Origin of the sequence: Actibacterium sp. XHP0104, assembly GCF_025751515.1 — a bacterium.
In the GTDB taxonomy this organism is placed as follows: domain Bacteria; phylum Pseudomonadota; class Alphaproteobacteria; order Rhodobacterales; family Rhodobacteraceae; genus Actibacterium_D.
Genome location: NZ_JAOWLE010000002.1, coordinates 82,364 through 102,885, shown reverse-complemented (window position 1 = coordinate 102,885; position 20,522 = coordinate 82,364). Strand labels below are relative to the sequence as shown.

The following is a 20,522-nucleotide window of genomic DNA, read 5'->3' as shown; positions in this document are numbered from 1 at the left end:
CTCAGCAAAACGGACAGCCCGATGGAAACCACAGCCAAGCCCACCGAAGAGATCTCTGTCCGCGAGGTCTTCGGCATCGACAGCGACATGGTGGTCAAAGGTTTCGCCGACCGCACCAACCGCGTGCCCGAGATCGACAGCACCTACAAGTTCGACCCCGACACCACGCTGGCCATCCTGGCGGGGTTCAGCCACAACCGCCGGGTGATGATCCAGGGCTATCACGGCACCGGCAAATCGACCCATATCGAACAGGTCGCCGCCCGGCTGAACTGGCCCGCCGTGCGCGTCAACCTCGACAGCCATATCAGCCGGATCGACCTGATCGGCAAGGATGCGATCAAGCTGCGCGAGGGCAAGCAGGTGACCGAGTTCCAGGAAGGCATCCTGCCCTGGGCGCTGCGCAACCCGACCGCGATCGTGTTCGACGAATATGACGCCGGCCGCGCCGACGTGATGTTCGTGATCCAGCGCGTGCTGGAACATGACGGCAAGCTGACCCTCTTGGACCAGAATGAGGTCATCACGCCCCACCCCTATTTCCGCCTCTTTGCCACGGCCAACACCGTGGGCCTAGGCGACACCACGGGCCTTTATCACGGCACCCAGCAGATCAACCAGGCCCAGATGGACCGTTGGTCGCTGGTGGCGACGCTGAACTATCTGTCGCATGACGCCGAGGCCGCGATCGTTCTGGCCAAGAACCCGCATTACAACACCGAAAAGGGCCGCAAGACCGTCAGCCAGATGGTGACCGTCGCCGACCTGACCCGCACCGCGTTCATGAATGGTGACCTGTCGACCGTCATGAGCCCGCGCACGGTGATCACCTGGGCGCAAAACGCCGCGATCTTCCGCAATGTGGGCTATGCCTTCCGCCTGTCGTTCCTCAATAAATGCGACGAGCTGGAACGCCAGACCGTGGCCGAGTTCTACCAGCGCTGCTTTGACGAAGAACTGCCCGAAAGCGCCGCCAGCATGAGCTTGGGGTGAGAGGCAATCTCTCTTGGCCCCTGTCGGCGGGGCTATCGGTTCTGCTGATGATTGGGGCGTGCGCACCTATCAGGCCACCGGCAGTGGCCTACTTGCCTACGCGCGAAGACCCGGTTTGCGTCATCACAGAGGTCGTGGATGGGGACACAGTAAAGTTGCACTGCGAAAGCCCGCCGCCGATTTCGGCCAGATTGACGGGGTTTGACACGCCCGAAACCCATCGCCCGCGCTGTCGCGCCGAAGCTCGATTGGGTCATGAGGCAACACGCTATCTCGAAACACGTCTGCGCGGCGCACGCACCATTCTGCCCAAACTGCATGGCACCGATAAATATCGGCGGGCGCTGGTGGAGCTGACCGTGGACGGAGCGCCGCTCGCCGACATCATGATCGACGCGGGGCTAGCGGTCCGATACGATGGCGGAAAGCGGATCAACTGGTGCGCAAGGCTAAGCCGATAGGGCGCACTCACCACGTTTGACCTCAAACCTCGGGCTGACATCTGGTCATCAAGACCGCTTCATCCTAGGGTGAGTTACATCAGAACCCACGACATGATCCCATGACCAAACCCAGCGACAACCCTGCCGATCCGTTCAAAAAGGCCCTGGCCGAGGCGACCAAGGTCATGGCCAACGATCCCGACCTGTCTGTCAGCTATACGGTTGATCCCTCGGGCGTATCGGGCGACACGATGCGCCTGCCGCAGGTCAGCCGCCGGATGACCCGCGAAGAGGTCCTGCTGGCGCGCGGCACGGCCGATGCCCTGGCGCTGCGGCACAAGTTTCACGATGACGCGACACACGCGAAATACGCTCCTCCGGGCGAGATGGCGCGCGATCTGTTCGAGGCGATGGAAACCGCCCGCTGCGAGGCCGTGGGCGCGCGCGTCATGCCCGGCACCGCCAGTAATATCGACGTGATGATCGCCGATCAGGCCGCGCGCCTGGGCTATGACCGTATCACCACCGCCGCGGATGCGCCGCTGGCGGTTGCGGCGGGTTATCTGGTGCGTCACCTAGCCACCGGCCGCCCCCTGCCCGCCGGTGCACAGAACGTGCTGGACCTGTGGCGCGGCTTTATCGAGGAACAGGCCAGCGGCACGCTTGACGACTTGTCGGATGTTCTGGCCGACCAAGAGGCGTTTTCGAAACTGGCGCGCAAGGTCATCGCCGATCTGGGCTATGCCGATCAGCTGGGCGACGATCCCGATACCAGCGACGACGACCAGGACGATCAATCCGAAGAGGCGCAGGACGAGGAACAGCCCGAATCCGAAGGCAGCGAAGAGCAAGAGGATGACCAGGCCGACGCCGATCCCGAGCGCGACCAGGATCGCAGCCCCGACATGGCCGAGGCGCAGGTCAGCATGGACGATCTGGCCGATGACGAGATGTCGGACGAGACCGAGCTGCCCCAGGGCGAGGCCCCGCTGGAACCGCCCCCGCCGCCGCCCCATTCCGAGGCCGATCCCGACTACCGGGTCTTTACCACGGCCTATGACGAGGAAATCGCCGCCGAGGATCTGGCAGAACCCGCCGAGCTGGAACGCCTGCGCGCCTATCTCGACCAGCAGCTCGAGCCGCTGAAAGGCGCGGTCAGCCGTCTGGCCAACAAGTTGCAGCGCCGCCTTCAGGCCCAGCAGAACCGCAGCTGGGAATTCGACCTCGAAGAGGGCATCCTGGATGCCGGGCGTCTGGCCCGCGTGGTCGCCAACCCCACCACGCCGCTGTCGTTCAAGGTGGAAAAGGATACCGAGTTCCGCGACACGGTGGTGACGCTGCTGCTGGACAATTCGGGCAGCATGCGCGGGCGGCCGATTTCCATCGCCGCCATCTGCGCCGATATTCTGGCGCGCACGCTGGAACGCTGCAACGTCAAGGTCGAGGTTCTGGGCTTTACCACCCGCGCCTGGAAAGGTGGGCAATGCCGCGAGCAATGGCTGGCCGATGGCCGGATGCAGCTGCCCGGCCGCCTGAATGACCTGCGCCACATCATCTACAAATCGGCCGACGCGCCGATGCGCCGCACACGGGTCAACCTGGGCCTGATGATGAAAGAGGGCCTGCTGAAAGAAAACATCGACGGCGAGGCGCTGGAATGGGCGTATCGGCGAATGCTGGGCCGGCCCGAGGCGCGCAAAATTTTGATGGTGATTTCCGACGGGGCGCCGGTCGATGATTCAACTTTGTCGGTCAACCCCGCGAATTACCTGGAAAAACACCTGCGCGATGTGATCGCCCTGGTCGAGAAACGCAAGCAGGTCGAACTGATCGCGATCGGCATCGGCCATGACGTGACGCGCTATTACGAACGCGCGGTCACGATCACCGATGTGGAACAGCTGGCCGGCGCGATGACCGAACAGCTGGCCAGCCTGTTTGACAGCGACCCGCGCGCGCGGGCGCGATTCTCGGGCCTGAAAAAGGCGATGTAAGCAGGCCTAATTCCCGGGCACCATCTTGCCCGGGTTCATCAGGTTGCCCGGATCCAGCGCGCGCTTGATCTCGCCCATCACGTCCCAGGCGGCCCCATGTTCGGCGCGCATGTAGGGCAGTTTGCCCATGCCCACGCCGTGTTCACCGGTGATCGTCCCACCCATTTCCAGCGCGCGGTCCACCATGCGGGCCGCGATTGCCTTGGCCTCGGCCAGCTCTTCGGGGCTGTCGGGGTCGACCAGCAGCAGCGAATGGAAATTACCGTCGCCCACATGGCCCAGGATCGGACCGGGGATCGAGGCGCGGGCGATGTCCTCATGGGCGGCGGTCACGGCCTCGGCCAGGCGCGAGATCGGCACGCACAGGTCGGTGACCAGCCCCATCGCGCCGGGACGCGAGGACAAAACCGCCCAATAGGCCTTGTGCCGGGCCTCCCACAGGGCCGTGCGTTCTTCGGGTTTCGACGACCATTTGAACCCCTTGCCGCCCATCTCGTCGGCGATCTCGCCAAAGCGTTCGGCCTGTTCGGCGACGCCCGCGGTTGAGCCGTGGAACTCGACCATCAGATGCGGGGTTTCGGGCAGGCCCAGCTTCGACATGGCGTTGACGGCGGCAACGGATGCGCCGTCAAGGAATTCGATCCGCGCCATGGGAATGCCCATCTGGATGGTGGCGATCACGGTTTCCACCGCCGCGCCGATATCGTCAAAGGCACAGACGGCGGCGCTGATGGCCTCGGGCTGGCCATGCAGGCGCAGGGTCAGTTCGGTGATCAGGCCCAGCGTGCCCTCGGCGCCTACGAACAGGCCGGTCAGGTCAAAGCCCGCGCTGGATTTGCGGGCGCGGGTGCCGGTGCGGATGATGCGGCCATCGGCCAGCACGACCTCTAGCCCCAGAACGTTGTCACGCATCGTGCCATAGCGCACCGCCGTTGTCCCGCTGGCCCGGGTCGAGGCCATGCCGCCGATGCTGGCATTGGCACCCGGATCGACCGGAAAGAACAGCCCCGTCGCGCGCAGATCGGTGTTCAGCGCCTCGCGGGTGATGCCCGGTTGCACCCGCGCATCCATGTCCTGGGCGTTGACCTCGATCACCCGGTTCATGCGGGCGAAATCGACCACCACCCCGCCCTGAACCGCCAGCGCATGCGCCTCTAGCGAGGTGCCCGCCCCATAGCCCACCACCGGGCAGCCATGGGCCGAGCAGATCCGCATGATCTGCGACACCTCGGCCGTGTCTTGCGGATAGGCGACCGCATCGGGCGGGGTGACGGGGAAATGGGCCTCGTTCTGGCCATGGGCGTCCAGATCGGCCTTGGACAGGCTCAACCGATCGCCTAAGACTTGGGACAGTTCCTGAATGGCCGAAGCGATGGACATGGATGATCCTTTCGGTCTGAGGGGTCTTTGCGGCACCCTAAGCCAGTTGGGCAGCGCGGGGAATGTCGAAATTATATTTGCCCTGCAACGGGATGTCGCGGGTGAGCGAGCCGCTGAAACGCCTTTTGAACCGCCAGTTCGCCGATGGTCGCGCCGAGCTGCGCCGCGCCTGGTCGGTGCTGCGCACCAAGGGGCCGTCGCAGATCCAGTTCTGGTTCATCGCGCTGGCGGTCGGCATCGGGGCGGGCTTTGCCACGGTGGGGTTTCGCCTGGCGATCAACGCACTGCAGACCCGGCTATACGGCGTGGCCGACCCGCGGATGCTGCACAGTTTTGCCGAGACATTGCCCTGGCAATGGATCCTGGTGATCCCGATCTGCGGCGGGCTGGTTGTGGGGCTTATCCTGCATGTCTTTACCGATGACGGCCGGGTGCGCACCGTCGCCGACGTGATCGAGGGCGCGGCCCTGCATGACGGGCGGGTCGACAAGAAGGCCGGGATCGCCTCGGCGGTGTCGTCGCTGATCACGCTCAGCTCGGGCGGGTCATCGGGGCGCGAAGGCCCGGTGGTGCATCTGGCGGCGATCATATCCAGCTGGGTCTCGACCCGGATCAACGCCAGCGGCATCGTCGGGCGTGACCTCTTGGGCTGTGCGGTGGCGGCGGCGGTGTCGGCCTCGTTCAACGCGCCGATCGCGGGGGCTTTGTTCGCGCTTGAGGTGGTGCTGCGCCATTTCGCGGTGCACGCCCTGGCCCCGATCGTGATCGCCAGCGCGGCGGGCACGGTGATCAGCCGGGTGTTTTTCGGAGATATCACCGAGTTCATGCTGCCGGTCGACAATTCGCTGGTGATCTATTTCGAGCTGCCGGCCTTTCTGCTGCTGGGCCTGACCTGCGGGCTGGTGGCGACGGCGCTGATGCGGGCGATATTCTGGGCCGATGACATCGGCAACGCGTTGCAAGCCACGCTGCGCATTCCACGCTGGCTGCGCCCGGCGGTGGCGGGGGCGATGTTGGGCGGCATCGCGATCTTCTTCCCGCATATCATCGGCGTGGGCTATGAAACCACCTCTGCCGCGCTGACGGGCAGCCTGATCCTGCGCGAGGCGGTGGTCTTTGCCATCCTCAAGGCCGTGGCCGTGTCGATCACCATGGCGGGGCGGATGGGCGGTGGGATCTTTTCGCCCTCGCTGATGATGGGGGCGCTGACGGGGTTGGCCTTTGGGCTGGTCGCGACATCCATCTTCGACGGGGTCAGCGGCGACGAGACATTATATGCACTGGCGGGCATGGGCGCGGTGGCGGCGGCTGTGCTGGGCGCGCCGATCTCGACCACGCTGATCGTGTTCGAGCTGACCGGCGACTGGCAGACCGGGCTGGCGGTGATGGTGGCGGTATCGATGTCCAGCGCGCTGTCCAGCCGGCTAGTGCACCGGTCGTTCTTCCTGACCATGCTGGAACGCGCGGGCAAGCGCGTGGCCGCCGGGCCGCAGGCCTATCTGTTGTCGCTGTACAAGGCCAGCGTGGTAATGCGCGGCAAGGACAGCCCCGGCGCCGCCTCGCGCGAGGCCTGTGAGGCGCTGATGGAAACCGGCATGTTCCTAACCCCCGACGCCACGCTGGAAACCGCACTGCCGCTGTTTGAAAGCACCGGCCACAGTTTCATCCCCGTGGTGCAACCCGCCAGTGACAAGGGCGAGGCCACGCTTTTGGGCGCGCTCTTTCATGTCGATGCGCTAAACGCCTATAACCGGGCGCTGGCCGCGACGGCGGCCGAGGAACATTCCTGAACGAAAAAGCCCCGGACGATGCCGGGGCCTGTCGCGGGTAGAGGCCTGTGTTACAGGCGCTCGACCGTCACCGTATCGCTGACGCGAAACGCCAGATAGCCCTTGAGGCGGTCCAGCTCGGCATTGGGCGAGGTCAGGCGATAGGCCGCATCACGCAGCGAATTGCTCTTGGTCTCGATCGAAAAATACTGCGCCTCGCCCAGGGTCGGGCTGGCAATGCGGGTATCGGCCGCCTCGAGGAAGGGCATGGCGATATCAGCTTCGGGGAAGTAGATCACCGGCGGCATATTGGCCTCGGTCAGCTCTAGCGCATTCGAGGTCTCACCCAGCACGGCCCCGCCAGCACGCACTACCCACTTGCCTTCGGCTTTGCGGATCATCATCTCGTTCGTCATCGGGGTTAACCTCTCTTCTCTCCGGCGCATCAATCATGCCGGCGATACATGACAGCTTGGTGTCAGAAAATCCAGCGTTTCATGCAGGCAGTGGCTGCGTCACCTTCGACAGCCAGGTGCGCGCCCCGGCCGAGACCAGCGGGCCCAGTTCGTGCGCGACCCGGGCGTGATAGGCATCCAGCCATTCCCGTTCTTCGGCCGACAGCATATCGGCCACGATCAGCCGCCGGTCGATCGGCGCCAGGGTCAGGGTGCGGAATTGCAGCATCGGCCGCCCGTCGCCCAGATCGGGGGCCTCTTCGACCACGATCAGGTTCTCGATGCGGATGCCAAAGGCGCCTTCGCGGTAATAGCCCGGCTCATTCGACAGGATCATGCCGGGCTGTAGCGGCACGTCGGATATGCGCGACAGGCGCTGCGGGCCTTCGTGCACGCACAGGTATGAGCCGACGCCATGGCCGGTGCCGTGGTCATAATCCTGGCCCGCCAGCCACAGCGGATAGCGCGCCAGCGCGTCCAGATGCCGGCCCTCGACCCCGCGCGGAAAGCGCACGCGCGACATGGCGATCATGCCTTGCAGCACGCGGGTAAAGCATTCCTTTTCCTCTTGGCCGACCTCGCCCACCGGCACGGTGCGGGTGATGTCGGTGGTGCCGTCGCGATATTGCCCGCCGCTGTCGATCAGCAGCAGCTGACCGGGGGTGATCGTACGGTTACTGTCGCGGGTGACGCGGTAATGCACGATGGCGCCGTTCGGCCCCGCACCGGCGATGGTTTCAAAGCTGATGTCGCGCAGGCGGCCGGTGGCGCCGCGGCAGACCTCCAGCTCGGTGACCACGTCGATCTCGGTCAGGCGGCCGCCCGGCAGGGTCATCTCGAGCCAGCTCAGGAATTCGACCATCGCCGCGCCGTCGCGGATATGGGCGCGAATGCTGCCGTCGATTTCAGCCGCGTTCTTGCAGGCCTTGGGCAGGATGCACGGGTCTTGCCCCCATTCCAGATCGACGCCCGCCCCGTTCAGGATCTCGGTCACCGCAAAAGGCGCGCTGGCGCGGTCGACGCGCACGGTGCCGGTCAGGCTGCGCAGGGCCGGTTCGAACGCGGTGGCGGGGCGCAGGGTGATGTCGGGGAACAGATGGGAACGCAGCGCGTCGTCGATCTTGGCCGGATCGGTGAACAGGGTGACATGGCCGTCGGCCTGCAAGATCGCAGTGGCATGGGGCACCGGGTTGCGGGGGATGTCGCTGCCCCGGATGTTCAGCAGCCAGGCGATGGAATCGGGCAGCGTGATCACCGCCGCCCCCTGCCCCGCCTTGTGCAGCGCCGCGCCCAGACGGGCACGTTTGGCGGCGTGGCTTTCGCCGGCCAGATCGTCGGGATGCACGACAATCGCCCCTGTCGGCGGCGCGGGCTGGTCGTGCCAGATGCGGTCGATCAAGTTGGCGGTTTCCGACAAGGTGATGCCGCTGCCTTCCAGCCCTTTCAGCAGCTGGTCGATCTGTTCGAACGTGTGCAGCCAGGGGTCGAACCCCACCGTGCCGCCATCGGGCAGGGCCTCGCGCAGCCAGTCGGCCAGCCCGACCTCGGGCCAATGCACGGGGGCAAAGGCCTCGGGCGCGATCTGCTGGCGCACCTGCACGCGGTAGCGCCCGTCGATGAACACCCCGGCCCGATCCATCAGCGCCGCAGCAAACCCGGCCGAGCCGGTGAACCCCGTCAGCCAGGCCAGCCGATCGTCATGCGGGGCGACATATTCGCCCTGATACATATCGGCACGTGGCACCAGGAACCCGTCGATCCCCGCGCGGCGCATCTCGGCTCGCAAGGCGGCCAGGCGCGGCGGGCCATCGGCGGGCCGGGTCACGGATTCGAAACGCTGAAACATGGGGCACCCCTGATCTGATCCCCCCATAAGAGCGGCATTTGCCGCCCGCCGCAATGGTCAGCCGGCCAAGAGGGCGCGGGCGGCGGCGCGGGCCTCGTCGGTGATGGTGTCGCCGGCCAGCATCCGGGCAATTTCATCGACGCGGTGGGCATCGTCGACGGGGGTGACGCGCGACAGGGTCATGCCATCGTGCACGTCCTTGGCGACGCGCCAGTGATGCGCGCCCAGGGCCGCGACCTGCGGCGAGTGGGTGACGACCAGCACCTGCCCGCCCTCGGCCAGCGCGGCCAGGCGGCGGCCCACGGCATCGGCAGTGGCGCCGCCCACGCCTCGGTCGATCTCATCAAAGATCATGGTCAGATCGGGCGCGTCCTTGGTCAGGCAGACCTTGAGCGCCAGCAGAAAGCGCGACAGCTCGCCGCCCGAGGCGATCTTGTTCAGCGGGCCAGAGGGCGCGCCGGGGTTGGTGGCGACGGTAAAGGCCACGTTGTCCACGCCCTCGGGGCCGGGGTCGGCAGGGGTGATTTCGGTGGTAAAAACCGCGCGTTCCATTTTCAGCGGTGCCAGCTCGGCGCCCATGGCGGCATCCAGCGCCTGCGCGGCGGTGGCGCGGCGGGCGCTTAGCGCGGCGGCGGCAGTGTCATAGCCCGCCTGGGCGGCGGCCACGGATTTGCGCAACCCGTCCAGATCGGCCTCGCCCGCGTCCAGCGCCGCCAGCTTGGCGCGCAGATCCTCAGCAAAGCCGCCCAGATCGTCGGGCTGAACCCCGTGTTTGCGCGCCAGCCCGCGAATGGCGAATAGGCGTTCCTCGACCTGTTCCAGCTCGGCCGGGTTAAAGGCCAGCGCGTCCAGCGTGTCCTCGACCGCCTGCTGCGCCTCGCCCAGTTCGACCTGAGCGCGGCCCAGAGCCTCGATCGCGGGGGCAAGACGGCCCTCGGCCTTGTCGGCCACCCCGTCCAGCCAGCGCGTGGCGTCGCCCATCATCGCCTCGGCCCCGCCATCGGACCCCAGCGCGGCAAAGGCGCGGGTGATGTCTTCGCGGATGCGGTCGGCGGCCTGCATCATGCGGCGGCGGGCGTCCAGATCGGCCTCTTCTCCCGGCTGCGGATCCAGCGTGTCGAGTTCCGCCACGGCGTGGCGCAGGTAGTCCTCTTCGTCGCGCACGGCGGCCAGCGCGGCCTCGGCGGCGTCAAGGGCGCGGCGGGCCTCGGCCACCTTGCGCCAGGCGGCACGGCAGGCGGCGACATCGGCGCCCAGACCGGCGAAATCATCCAGCATCACCCGGTGGCCGCGCGGGTTCAAAAGGCCGCGGTCATCTTGCTGGCCATGCAGTTCGACCAATGTATCAGAGAGGGCGCGCAGCACCTCGCCACTGGCGCGGCGATCGTTGACCCAGGCGGTCTTGCGCCCATCGGCGGAATTCACGCGGCGCAGGATCAGCTCGTCGCCCGCAGGCAGCCCGGCCTCATCCAGAATGGCGCGCGCGGCGTGGCCCTGAGGCAGGTCAAACACGGCGACGACCTCGCCCTGATCGGCGCCCGCGCGCACCAGGTCGGCGCGCCCGCGCCAGCCCAGAACAAAGCCCAGCGAATCCAGCAAGATCGACTTGCCCGCCCCGGTTTCCCCGGTCAGCACGTTCAGACCCGGCTGGAAGGCAAGCTCCAGCCGGTCGATGATCAGCAGGTCTCGGATATCGAGACTGCGCAGCATGGATTTACACCCCCCGGCGCGCGATCAGAGCCATTCGCCCTTGATCATCTGACGATAGATGGATTGCAGCCAGCCGGTGCCAAACAGGCCCGGCTCAAGCCCCTGCCCCTGCAACAGGTCATAGCCATCCTGATACCATTCGCTGGACTGGAAGTTGTAGCCCAGGATCGCGCCGGCGGCCTGGGCATCGGCGGTCAGGCCGAGCGACAGATAGCATTCGATCAGGCGATACAGCGCCTCGGCGGTCATGGTGGTGGTCTTGAAATCCTCGACCACGGCGCGGAAGCGGTTGGCCGCGGCGGTATAGTGGCCGCGTTTCAGGTAATAACGCCCGACCTCCATCTCCTTGGCCGCCAGATGGTTGAAAGCCAGGTCGAATTTCAGAATCGCCGACTGGGCGTATTCGCTGTCGGGATAACGCTCGATCACGGTGCGCAGCGATTGCAGCGCCTGATAGGTCACGCCCTGATCGCGGCCCACAAGGCCGATCTGGTCGTAATAGCTAAGCGCGACGAGATATTGCGCATAGGCCGCGTCTTCGTCAGCCGGATAGAAATCGATGTAACGCTGCGCGGCCGAGCGGCTAAGTTCGTATTCGCGGGCCTGCTGATAGGAATAGGCCTGCATGATCAGCGCGCGTTTCGCCCATTCGGAATAGGGATATAGGCGCTCGACCTCGGCAAAGGTTTCTGCGGCGCGTTCACCCTTGTTGGGGCTTTCTTCCAGCTGGAACTCGGCCAGGGCGTAAATTTCCTCGGCGGAATAGCTTTCCAGCGGGCGTTCTTCCTCGCCCCCGCCGCAGGCCGCCAGAAAGGCCAGCGCCGACACCGCCCCGACAAGAGCCTTGCGCGAAAATCTGTTGCCCATGAACCGCCTACCCTGTCTGTGGTTCCACGGCCTGCCATCGGGCAGACCGTAGCCTTGCCTCGTGTCCTAGCACATAAAATTTCGCGGCAAAACGTCTTTGGCGCGGATTTTGCACCGGTGCGACAGGCTTACGCGACGGCCCGCAGATCGCCGGCCTTGACACCCACGCCCGGCAGGCGACGCGAGGTGGTGTCGTCGCAGACCTCCATCCGCCAAGCGCCCGGCGTGGCGAACAGCTGGCGCAGCAATTCGTTGGTCAGCGCGTGGCCCGCGCGGTGGCCGGTATAACGGCCCAGAATCGGCGCGCCGGCCAGCGCGAGGTCGCCCAGGGCGTCCAGCATCTTGTGGCGCACGGCCTCGTCGTCATGGCGCAGACCGCCGGGCGAGAGAACCCGATCGCCATCGACGACCACGGCGTTTTCCAGCGTGCCGCCCAGGGCCAGACCTTGCGCGCGCATCGCGTCGACATCGGCTTGGCGGCAGAAGGTGCGGCTGTCGCACAGCTCGCGCACGAAGGCGCCGTTGGCCATGTTCAGCACCTTGTCCTGGCGGCCAATGGCCCGGTCGGCAAAGTCGATGTGAAAGTCGATTTCCAGCGTCTCGGCGGGGTCCAGGCGGGCCACGGCCTCGCCCCGGCGCACTTCGACGGGTTTCAGAATGCGGATCGCACGGTCGGCGGTGCCCAGGCCCTGAATGCCACGCTCGATAAAGGTGGCGACAAAGGGCGCGGCCGAACCGTCGAGAATCGGAACCTCGGGGCCGTCGATCTCGATCAGAGCGTTGCGGATGCCACAGCCGGCCAGCGCGGCCATCACGTGCTCGACGGTCGAGACCGATACATCGGCGCCATTGACCAGACGGGTGCACAGCGCGGTCTGTTCGACATAGTCCCAGCGGGCGGGGATCAGCGCATCGCGATCAGTGATATCCGTGCGGCGAAACCAGATCCCGTAATCGGCCGAAGCCGGGTGCACGACCATGCGCGCGGGCGCACCCGAATGCAGACCGACGCCATCAAAACGGGCAGAGGATTTCAACGTTGCTTGCACGAAACACCTGTAAACTGCGCCAGGTTTTTCCTGGCAGCCTCGATCTACGGCGGGGGGGATGCAATAACAACTCAATCTTTGTAACGGCCTGAAACATACCGGCGCCAGGGATCGGCAGATTCCCGCTCAGCCCTTGAATACGCCCCACAAGCAGTTGTTTTACATAAGAAAAAGGGCCGGATACCCGGCCCTTTTCACTGCAATATCTGGTGCAGATGTCAGTTCGCCTGACGCCGCAGGAAGGCCGGAATCTCGATCCGTTCCTGTTCGGGGTCCAGTTCGGGATCTTCGTGATAGCCCTGAACCTGGGGCTGCTGACGCGGCTGGGCGCCACCGCGGGCGGCGGCTTCGTGGCCGGCCATGCGGTTGATCAGCGAACCGATGCCAAAGCGGGCTTTCTCCGGCGCGGGCGCCGCGGCCGGGGCCTGACGGGCCGGCACATGCGGGGCAGCGGCAACCGGGCTGCGCTGCTGCGGCGCCTTGGCGACGGCAGCTTGCAGGCGGGCCAGGGCCTCGGGCGACGGGGTGCCGGGCGCGCGCGGTTTGGGCGCGACAAAGGCCTCGTCAGCGGCCTCTTCGGCGAAACGCGCAACCTCGGGCTGCGGCTCGACGGCGGGCTGATAGGCCGGCGGCGGCAGGTCATCGCTGTCATCCGCAGTGTCAAAGATGTTCTCGGCCTGCTCGTGCGCGGCATCGGCATCAAAGGGGAAGCGCGGCTGCTCGGGCGCCGGGGCGGGCTCGGCAATCTGTTCGACCACGGGCTCTTGCGCGGCCACCTCGGCAGCGGTGGGCTGCAGCGGCTCGGCCAGGCGGCGGCGTGCCACCGGGGCCTCGTGCACCACTTCGCTGGCGTCGATGCCGGTGGCCACGACGGACACGCGCATCGCGCCTTCCATCGAGGTGTCCAGGGTCGAGCCGACGATGATGTTGGCCTCGGGGTCCACTTCCTCGCGGATGCGGTTGGCGGCCTCGTCCAGTTCGAACAGGGTCAGATCGTAGCCGCCGGTGATGTTGATCAACACGCCGCGCGCACCGCGCAGGCTGATCTCGTCGAGCAGCGGGTTGGCGATGGCTTTCTCGGCGGCCTGGATGGCGCGGTCTTCGCCGGTGCTTTCGCCGGTGCCCATCATCGCCTTGCCCATCTCGTCCATCACGGCGCGAACATCGGCAAAGTCGAGGTTGATCAGGCCCGGACGGACCATCAGGTCGGTCACGCCCTTGACGCCCTGATACAGCACGTCGTCGGCCATCGAGAAGGCCTCGGTAAAAGTGGTTTTCTCGTTGGCCAGGCGGAACAGGTTCTGGTTCGGAATGATGATCAGCGTGTCAACGACCTTTTGCAGGGCCTCGACGCCGTCCTCGGCCTGGCGCATGCGCTTGGCGCCTTCGAACTGGAACGGTTTGGTCACGACGCCCACGGTCAGCACGCCCAGCTCACGCGCGGCCTGCGCGATGATCGGGGCGGCGCCGGTGCCGGTGCCACCGCCCATGCCGGCGGTGATAAAGCACATATGCGCGCCGGCCAGGTGGTCGACGATTTCCTCGATGGTTTCCTCGGCGGCGGCGGCGCCGACCGACGGGCGGGCGCCAGCGCCCAGGCCTTCGGTCACCTTCACACCCATCTGGATGCGCGCCTGAGCGGCGGACTGTTGCAGCGCCTGAGCGTCGGTGTTGGCCACCACGAACTCGACACCTTCCAGCTCTTTTTCGATCATGTTGTTGACGGCGTTGCCGCCTGCCCCGCCGACACCGAACACGGTGATACGAGGTTTCAGTTCATCGCGCTCCGGCATGGTAAGGTTCAAAGCCATAGAAAAATCCGCCTGTTGTTTCCGCGGCGCCTGCTGTCCTGCCAGACGCACAATACCCGATACTTCGCGCAATATTAGCTATCGCGCAGGGGGAGGTCACGAAAAAAACGCAAATTCCCCACAAAATATAGATGATATGCAGGTGCAGCGAGCGGTATTTTGCCTATGCCACAGCATATTGCGATCACCAGTTATCCTTAAACCAGCGCATGGCCCGCTTGAGCGACCGCGCCGGATAGCGTTCGGCGGGGATTTCAAAGTCCCACCACTCGTCTTGCGGGTGTGCCGCAAAGAGGCACAGACCGACCGCCGAAGAAAATGCAGGACCTGTCGCAGCTTGAGGCAGCCCCTGCACACGCATAGGGCGACCAAGGCGCACCTGCTGGCCCAGGATGCGGCTGGCCAACCCGTCGAGCCCCGGTATCTGGCTACCGCCACCGGTCAAAACGATCTGCTGGCTGGGCAAATGCTCGAATCCGGCCGCATCCAGCCGCGCGCGGGCATCTTCGAGAATCTCTTCGACGCGCGGACGCATGATTCCGATCAGTTCGGCCCGGCTGACGGTGCGGCGATCGTGCTCGTAATCACCGGTATCACCGCCGATTTCGATCATCTCGCGGTCGTCCATTCCGGTGGCCACGACGCCGCCGTAGAAGGTCTTGATGCGCTCGGCCGTGGCCAGCGGCACCTGCAGCCCTTTCGAGATATCCTGCGTGACGTGATCGCCGCCCAGGCGCACGCTGTCGGCATAGATCATGTGGCGCTTGATAAAGATCGACACGCCGGTCGAGCCCCCGCCCAGGTCGATACAGGCGGCGCCCAGTTCCTGTTCGTCCTCGACCAGGCTGGACACGCCCGACACATAGGCCGAACTGGCCAAGCCGGCCAATTCCAGGTCACAGCGTTTGATGCAATACAGCAGGTTCTGCATGACGTGGGCGTCTGCGGTCAGCACATGCATGTCGCAGGCCAGCGTGTTGCCGATCTGGCCGCGCGGGTCGTTCATGCCGGTGCGGTGATCCAGCGCGAAATTCACGGGCTGCGCGTGCAGCACCTCGCGGCCGTGGCCGAGATCGGGCACGTCGCAGGCAGCCAGCACGCGGGCCACGTCATCCTCGGACACAACGCTGTCGACCAGGTCGATTCGGCCATCCAGCCCATAAGACCGCGGCCGCGCGCCCGACAGGCAGGCGATCACGTGGTCGACCCGCACATTGGCCATCTTTTGCGCCGCCTGCACGGCGGTGCGGATGGCGCGTTCGGTCTCTGGCATGGCGTCTATCTCGCCAAAGCGCACGCCGCGCGACCGGGTCGTCGCCGCGCCGATCACACGGAACGACGACTGCCCCGCCAGCGAGGCCACGCCGTCGCTGCTGCGAAACCGTTCGGGCCCATCAAAGCGCAGCACCAGGCAGGCGATTTTTGAACTGCCCACATCCAGAATGGCGATCACGCCGCGTTCCATCGCCTGTTTGCGCATCCGCCGCATGGCGCGCTGTGACTGATACAGCTCGGTCATCAGTTGCTTGCTCCTGCCTCAAGAGTTCTTATCCGCCGCAGCTCTTCGACCGCGCCCTGCGCCATGCGCAGGGTCGGCCGGGCCGGGTTTCGCATATCCACCGCGATCAGGTCGCGGTCCAACAAATCATCGGCCTGGGCCAGCGCGATCACGCGCTCCAGCGCCCGCACCGCGCCCTGTTCGGGCAGCAGGATGCGTTGGTCGCGGTCCAGCACCACGTCCCAGCGGCGTTCGCCCATCCGCACCAGCCCGCGAAAACGGGGGGCCAGCGGGCCGACCGCGTCGATCAGGGCCAGCGCCTCGGCGACCTCGGCATCGGCGCCGTCGCCGGCAATGACCGGCAGATCGGCGCGCATCGCGCGGGTTTCCAACGGGGCCACGCGGTGGCCCTGGCCATCCAGCAGTTCCAGCCCCTGACGCGAGCGCCAGATGATCGCCGGTTCGCGTTCCTCGACCTTGACCTCAAGAATGCCACCGGGGCGCACATGCATCTCGGCACGCGCCACGGCATCCAGCTCTGACACCGCCAGGCGCATTTCCTCGAGATCCAGATCAAAGGACGAGATCGGGAAATCCAGCGGCAGAACCTCGCGGATATCCTGGTCCAGCTCGGCTGACGCGCCCTGAACCGACATGACCTTGACCATGAATTCGGGGCGCTCCTCGACGGCGCGGCGCATGTCCTGCGCGGCCATCACCAGCCCCTCGCGCCGGTCGGTGTCGGCCAGAAAGATCGCAACGCCCCCGGCCACGGTCAGCACCGGCAGGCCAATCCGCAGAAAGCTGCGAAACAGCGGCGTCAGCCAAAGCCGGTTCATCCGGTAGGTCAGGCGCGTGGGCGCGGGGTCACGGCGCGGGTGGTGGTTCAGCGGTTGCATGATGCATCCTCCACCAGCCAGCGGCACAGTTGCCCGAAGCTGATCCCGCAATGCGCCGCCTGTTCGGGCGCCAGCGATGTTGGGGTCATCCCGGGCTGGGTGTTGGTTTCAAGGATGATCAGCCCGTCCAGCCCGCGGGTTTCATCCCAGCGGAAATCGGTGCGGCTTAGCCCGCGACAGCCCAGCACCTGATGCGAGCGCAGGGCGTATTCCATACAGGCGTCAAAGATCTCGGCCGGGATGTCGGCGGGCACGATGTGGCGCGACCCGCCGGCCTTGTACTTGGCGTCATAGTCATACCAGCCGTCGGTCAGAATGTCGGTGACGGTCAGCGGGCGATCGCCCATCACGGCGGTGGTCAGCTCGCGCCCGGGGGCAAAGGCCTCGACCATGACCATCTCGGGCATGTCGGGCGACAGTTGCGGCGGGCCGTTGGCGGATTCGTGCACGATATACACCCCCACCGAAGAGCCCTCGTTATTGGGTTTGACCACATAGGGTGGCGCCATCACGTGACGGGTGCGCACCTCTTGGGCCAGGGCAATGCAGCTATCAAGCACCGGCAGGTTGGCGGCGCGATAGGTGACCTTGCTGCGCTCTTTGTCCATCGCCAGGGCCGAGGCCAGAACGCCGGAATGGGTATAGGGGATGCGCAGCCATTCAAGGATGCCCTGCACGCAGCCATCTTCGCCCCAGCGGCCATGCAGCGCATTGAAGGCAACGTCAGGACGCAAATCGACCAGCCGCGCAGCCAGGTCCGGCCCCGCGTCCAGTTCGACGACGTTAAATCCTTCTGCCCGAAGGGCGGCCGCGCATTCGCGACCCGTGGACAGGGACACCTCACGCTCGGCCGAGGGGCCACCCATCAATACCGCCACTTTCGGGGCTGCCCTGCTCGACATGCCCGCCTCGTTGCTTCCAGCCTTATGCGGCCTGATTTTTCGTTATGCCTCAGGGGCCGGTTCGCCGACCCTCATGATCTCCCACTCTAGCGTGATCCCGCTGTTTTGGAAAACCCTTTTTCTGACCTCTTCGCCAAGTTGTTCAAGGTCTTGGGCGGTGGCGTCGCCGGTGTTGATCAGAAAGTTCGAATGCTTTTCCGACATCTGCGCGCCACCGATGCGCGCACCGCGCATACCGGCGTCGTCGATCACCTTCCACGCCTTCAATTCATGGGTGTCGTCGTCGCGCCCGGTGCTGGAAAAGCCCGCCGGATTGCGAAAGGTCGAGCCGGCGCTGCGGTCTTTGGTGGGCTGGGTCGCGTCGCGCTTGGCCAGTTGGTCGTCCATGCGCGCGGCCAGCGCATCCGGGTCGCCCGGCGCGCCTTTGAGCGTGGCGCTGATCAGGATCCAGCCCTCGGGCAGATCGGTCTGGCGATAGCGGAAATTCAGGTCGTTCGCGGTCAGCGTCACCAGCTCTCCGCCCCGCGTCACTGCCTGGGCCGAGACGAAATGGTCGGCCACATAGGCCCCGTAGCAGCCCGCGTTCATCCGCACTGCCCCGCCAATCGCGCCGGGAATGGTGCGCAGGAAAGTCAGGTCGACGCCTGCCGCCGCTGCCTTGCGCGCGACCATGCTGTCCAGCAGCGCGGCGCCGGCGGTCACGCGGGTGCCGTCAATGTCGATGCCGTTGAAATTGCGCCCCAGCCGGATCACCACGGCGCGAATACCGCCATCGCGCACGATCAGGTTGCTGCCCACGCCCATGGGAAAGACCGGCACAGACGGGTCGAGGGCGCGCAGGAAATCCTGCAGATCCTCGACATCGGCTGGCTGGAACAGCCAATCGGCCGGCCCGCCCACGCGCAGCCATGTCAGATCGTTCAGCGGGCGCTGCGGCGTCAGCGTGCCGCGCACGGTTGGCATCGTCATTTCTGGGCCCTCCGCCCGATCAGATACAAAACAGCCGACAGTACCGTCACCGCCGCCATCGGCCCGATCAGCGCCATCGGATGCGCCGCCGACAGCGACACCACGACCGACACGCCGGCATAAACCGCCCAGAGCGGCAGAAAGGCGCGGCCCCTGCCCTCTATCCCGGCCAGCATGGCCTGATAGGCCACGGCGGGCGCGGCGGCCCAGACGGCATAGGTCAGCGGAACGGTCAGATTGCCCATCGGCACCCCCTTAGTCGACTGGGGGTTTAGCGCGCAATTTGGCTTTGCACCAGCGGATCAGGTAAATCAGCGGCCAGCGCAGGATCGAACAGCCCGCCGCCAGGAACACCAGCGCCCAGATCGCCCCGTCGGTCAGCGCGATATAGATTAGCAGCGGCAGGCCCAAAGCGATCAGCCCATAGGCCAGGTACCACGACAGCCGCCCGCGCGTCGCGCCTGCGGCCGAGGCCAGCAGCACCCAGATACAGGCAAGGATCAGACCGGTGCTCATAGCCGCGCCCTCAGGTGCCGGACCAGCACCCGCAACGGGCGCCGAAACATCGAGATGATCGCCGCCAGCACCGCCAGCACGATCCAGGGATTATGCTCGCGCCCCAGAAACACCAGCAGCGGCACCGCCGCGACCAGCAGCGCGATGCCCGGCGCGTATTGGTATCGCATCGGCAGCATCGCCACGACCGCCGCCGTCACCACCCACAGGCAGGCCAGTGTCAGCGACAGGGTCACAGCAACTGCCCCAGCGCGGCGGCAAAGGCGGCCAGGCAGGCCAGCAGGCCAAACCAGGGCACGATGGTCCAGACCTTGAACGGCGCTTCGGGGGCCTTGCGTTTCAGCGCGATCAGCGCGGTGTTGACGATGGCGAACACCGCCAGCAGGGCGACCGAGGTCAGCTCGGCCAGCGCCGCCACCGGCAGCAGCAGCGCGCCCGCCACCACGGCCGCCCCGATCAATATCGAGGCCCGCACCGGCGTGCCAAAGCGCGGATGGGCGTGGTGGAACATCGCCAGCGAGGGCGAGCGCCGGCCCAGCCCGAACAGCACCCGCGCCGCCATCACGATCTGCGCCAGCACCCCGTTCAGCGCCGCCGCAACGGCAATGGCCGACAGGAAGGCCGCGCTTTGGCCACGCGCGGTTTCCCAGACCAACGCCAGCGGTCGCTCGCTGACCGCCAGCGCCTCTTGCGGCACGGCGCGCACGGCGGCCATCGACACCAGCGCATAAAGCGCGGCGGTGATGGCCAGAGAGATCAGGATCGAGGCCGGCATGGTAAAGCCGGGGTTCTTGGCCTCTTCGGCCATGTTGACCAGATCGTCAAAGCCGATGAAGGCGAAGAAGGCAAAGATCGAGGCGGCGAAGATGCCCGGCCAATAGGGTGTGGGCGGGTTGATCCAGCCCTCGACCGGCTCGGCCCCGAACCCGGCCCAGATGACCAGCACCAGGCCGACCACCTCGATCACGGTCAGCACGGCGGCAAAGCCCAGCGATTCAACCACGCCGATGACGGCGATGGCGGTCAGCAGGATGCCCAGCAGGATGATCCCCGCCTCGAACGGGATCGGCGTGATCGATGTCAGATAGCCCACGCCCCCGCGTAACACCGCCGAGGCCGCGAACGTGCCCGCGCCCACATTGATCGCGCCCACGACCAACGCCAGCCAGTGCTTGTTCAGCCCGACCTCGACATAGGATGAATCGCCCGCGGCCTCGGGGATGCGGGCGGACAGTTCGGCGAATGACAGCGCGGTCGGCACCGCGACCAGTGCCGCCAACAGGAAGGACACCGGCGCCCAAACGCCCGCCTCGCCCGCGGCGGCGCCCACCAGCACATAGATGCCGGCGCCCACCATGATCCCCACCCCATATGCGGTCAGCAGCCCCAGGCCCAGTTTCCGCTTGAGATGGTCAGCCATG

19 protein-coding genes are annotated in these 20,522 nt (G+C 66.1%); 4 read left to right on the top strand and 15 right to left on the bottom strand.

The window, feature by feature from the left end; genetic code table 11:
* Positions 1–21: 21 nt before the first annotated feature.
* From cobS to cobT, 3 genes are all read left to right on the top strand, one after another.
* Positions 22–993, top strand: a complete 972-nt coding sequence (cobS, locus tag OE856_RS04855) for a cobaltochelatase subunit CobS (protein ID WP_263714928.1) — start codon at positions 22–24, stop codon at positions 991–993.
* A gap of 47 nt (positions 994–1,040) precedes the next feature.
* Positions 1,041–1,454: a thermonuclease family protein gene (locus OE856_RS13730; RefSeq protein ID WP_412174861.1), complete on the top strand. Its 414-nt coding sequence runs from the start codon at positions 1,041–1,043 to the stop codon at positions 1,452–1,454.
* 101 nt (positions 1,455–1,555) lie between these two features.
* Entirely contained in the window at positions 1,556–3,430 is a 1,875-nt protein-coding gene (gene cobT / locus OE856_RS04850) for a cobaltochelatase subunit CobT (RefSeq protein ID WP_263714927.1), read from the top strand.
* 6 nt (positions 3,431–3,436) lie between these two features.
* Here the strand turns inward: cobT and OE856_RS04845 are convergent, their stop codons facing one another.
* Positions 3,437–4,810, bottom strand: a complete 1,374-nt coding sequence (locus tag OE856_RS04845; RefSeq protein WP_263714926.1) for an FAD-binding oxidoreductase — start codon at positions 4,808–4,810, stop codon at positions 3,437–3,439.
* Between the two features lie 92 nt (positions 4,811–4,902).
* Between OE856_RS04845 and OE856_RS04840 the strand changes: the two genes are divergently transcribed.
* A complete protein-coding gene (locus tag OE856_RS04840) occupies positions 4,903–6,600 on the top strand; it encodes a chloride channel protein (protein WP_412174860.1) in 1,698 nt (565 codons plus the stop codon).
* A 50-nt stretch (positions 6,601–6,650) separates the two neighbouring features.
* On the opposite strand, the gene OE856_RS04835 is transcribed toward OE856_RS04840, so the two are convergent.
* The 14 genes from OE856_RS04835 to OE856_RS04770 form a co-directional block, all read right to left on the bottom strand.
* On the bottom strand, positions 6,651–6,995 hold the full coding sequence (locus OE856_RS04835; protein ID WP_263714925.1) for a DUF427 domain-containing protein: 345 nt from the start codon (positions 6,993–6,995) through the stop codon (positions 6,651–6,653).
* A gap of 79 nt (positions 6,996–7,074) precedes the next feature.
* Complete coding sequence (locus OE856_RS04830) at positions 7,075–8,880, bottom strand: aminopeptidase P family protein (protein WP_263714924.1); 1,806 nt, start codon at positions 8,878–8,880, stop codon at positions 7,075–7,077.
* A 57-nt stretch (positions 8,881–8,937) separates the two neighbouring features.
* Entirely contained in the window at positions 8,938–10,590 is a 1,653-nt protein-coding gene (gene recN / locus OE856_RS04825; protein WP_263714923.1) for a DNA repair protein RecN, read from the bottom strand.
* A gap of 24 nt (positions 10,591–10,614) precedes the next feature.
* Entirely contained in the window at positions 10,615–11,457 is an 843-nt protein-coding gene (locus OE856_RS04820) for an outer membrane protein assembly factor BamD (RefSeq protein WP_263714922.1), read from the bottom strand.
* Positions 11,458–11,585: 128 nt separating this feature from the next.
* Entirely contained in the window at positions 11,586–12,506 is a 921-nt protein-coding gene (gene lpxC, locus OE856_RS04815) for a UDP-3-O-acyl-N-acetylglucosamine deacetylase (protein WP_263714921.1), read from the bottom strand.
* A gap of 218 nt (positions 12,507–12,724) precedes the next feature.
* Positions 12,725–14,317, bottom strand: coding sequence for a cell division protein FtsZ (gene ftsZ / locus OE856_RS04810; protein ID WP_263714920.1), 1,593 nt, complete (start codon positions 14,315–14,317; stop codon positions 12,725–12,727).
* Positions 14,318–14,501: 184 nt separating this feature from the next.
* The gene (ftsA, locus tag OE856_RS04805; protein ID WP_263714919.1) at positions 14,502–15,836 is read right to left on the bottom strand and encodes a cell division protein FtsA; all 1,335 of its coding nucleotides are present in this window, start codon (positions 15,834–15,836) and stop codon (positions 14,502–14,504) included.
* The gene (locus OE856_RS04800) at positions 15,836–16,714 is read right to left on the bottom strand and encodes a cell division protein FtsQ/DivIB (RefSeq protein WP_263714918.1); all 879 of its coding nucleotides are present in this window, start codon (positions 16,712–16,714) and stop codon (positions 15,836–15,838) included. The genes ftsA and OE856_RS04800 overlap by 1 nt, the downstream gene beginning before the upstream one ends.
* Positions 16,702–17,616, bottom strand: a complete 915-nt coding sequence (locus tag OE856_RS04795; RefSeq protein ID WP_263714917.1) for a D-alanine--D-alanine ligase — start codon at positions 17,614–17,616, stop codon at positions 16,702–16,704. Before OE856_RS04795 ends, OE856_RS04800 begins: the two co-directional genes overlap by 13 nt.
* A 42-nt stretch (positions 17,617–17,658) precedes the next feature.
* Positions 17,659–18,585, bottom strand: coding sequence for a UDP-N-acetylmuramate dehydrogenase (murB, locus tag OE856_RS04790; protein WP_263714916.1), 927 nt, complete (start codon positions 18,583–18,585; stop codon positions 17,659–17,661).
* Positions 18,582–18,830: a hypothetical protein gene (locus OE856_RS04785; protein ID WP_263714915.1), complete on the bottom strand. Its 249-nt coding sequence runs from the start codon at positions 18,828–18,830 to the stop codon at positions 18,582–18,584. The genes murB and OE856_RS04785 overlap by 4 nt, the downstream gene beginning before the upstream one ends.
* Positions 18,831–18,840: 10 nt before the next feature.
* Positions 18,841–19,101 (bottom strand): DUF2484 family protein, encoded by a 261-nt coding sequence (locus OE856_RS04780; protein ID WP_263714914.1) that lies wholly within the window; start codon positions 19,099–19,101, stop codon positions 18,841–18,843.
* Positions 19,098–19,337 carry a DUF2484 family protein gene (locus OE856_RS04775; protein WP_263714913.1) on the bottom strand — a complete coding sequence of 80 codons (240 nt, stop codon included), beginning with the start codon at positions 19,335–19,337 and terminating at the stop codon, positions 19,098–19,100. Before OE856_RS04775 ends, OE856_RS04780 begins: the two co-directional genes overlap by 4 nt.
* Complete coding sequence (locus OE856_RS04770) at positions 19,334–20,521, bottom strand: APC family permease (protein ID WP_263714912.1); 1,188 nt, start codon at positions 20,519–20,521, stop codon at positions 19,334–19,336. Before OE856_RS04770 ends, OE856_RS04775 begins: the two co-directional genes overlap by 4 nt.
* Position 20,522: the final 1 nt, after the last annotated feature.

What these genes read in the sequence shown, in the direction of transcription:
- cobS (WP_263714928.1), top strand. Translation starts at nt 22, where the DNA reads ATGGAAACCACAGCCAAGCCCACCGAAGAGATCTCTGTCCGCGAGGTC.
- OE856_RS13730 (WP_412174861.1), top strand. Translation starts at nt 1,041, where the DNA reads ATGATTGGGGCGTGCGCACCTATCAGGCCACCGGCAGTGGCCTACTTG.
- cobT (WP_263714927.1), top strand. Translation starts at nt 1,556, where the DNA reads ATGACCAAACCCAGCGACAACCCTGCCGATCCGTTCAAAAAGGCCCTG.
- OE856_RS04845 (WP_263714926.1), bottom strand. Translation starts at nt 4,810, where the DNA reads ATGTCCATCGCTTCGGCCATTCAGGAACTGTCCCAAGTCTTAGGCGAT.
- OE856_RS04840 (WP_412174860.1), top strand. Translation starts at nt 4,903, where the DNA reads ATGTCGCGGGTGAGCGAGCCGCTGAAACGCCTTTTGAACCGCCAGTTC.
- OE856_RS04835 (WP_263714925.1), bottom strand. Translation starts at nt 6,995, where the DNA reads ATGACGAACGAGATGATGATCCGCAAAGCCGAAGGCAAGTGGGTAGTG.
- OE856_RS04830 (WP_263714924.1), bottom strand. Translation starts at nt 8,880, where the DNA reads ATGTTTCAGCGTTTCGAATCCGTGACCCGGCCCGCCGATGGCCCGCCG.
- recN (WP_263714923.1), bottom strand. Translation starts at nt 10,590, where the DNA reads ATGCTGCGCAGTCTCGATATCCGAGACCTGCTGATCATCGACCGGCTG.
- OE856_RS04820 (WP_263714922.1), bottom strand. Translation starts at nt 11,457, where the DNA reads ATGGGCAACAGATTTTCGCGCAAGGCTCTTGTCGGGGCGGTGTCGGCG.
- ftsZ (WP_263714920.1), bottom strand. Translation starts at nt 14,317, where the DNA reads ATGGCTTTGAACCTTACCATGCCGGAGCGCGATGAACTGAAACCTCGT.
- ftsA (WP_263714919.1), bottom strand. Translation starts at nt 15,836, where the DNA reads ATGACCGAGCTGTATCAGTCACAGCGCGCCATGCGGCGGATGCGCAAA.
- OE856_RS04800 (WP_263714918.1), bottom strand. Translation starts at nt 16,714, where the DNA reads ATGCAACCGCTGAACCACCACCCGCGCCGTGACCCCGCGCCCACGCGC.
- OE856_RS04795 (WP_263714917.1), bottom strand. Translation starts at nt 17,616, where the DNA reads ATGTCGAGCAGGGCAGCCCCGAAAGTGGCGGTATTGATGGGTGGCCCC.
- murB (WP_263714916.1), bottom strand. Translation starts at nt 18,585, where the DNA reads ATGACGATGCCAACCGTGCGCGGCACGCTGACGCCGCAGCGCCCGCTG.
- OE856_RS04785 (WP_263714915.1), bottom strand. Translation starts at nt 18,830, where the DNA reads ATGGGCAATCTGACCGTTCCGCTGACCTATGCCGTCTGGGCCGCCGCG.
- OE856_RS04780 (WP_263714914.1), bottom strand. Translation starts at nt 19,101, where the DNA reads ATGAGCACCGGTCTGATCCTTGCCTGTATCTGGGTGCTGCTGGCCTCG.
- OE856_RS04770 (WP_263714912.1), bottom strand. Translation starts at nt 20,521, where the DNA reads ATGGCTGACCATCTCAAGCGGAAACTGGGCCTGGGGCTGCTGACCGCA.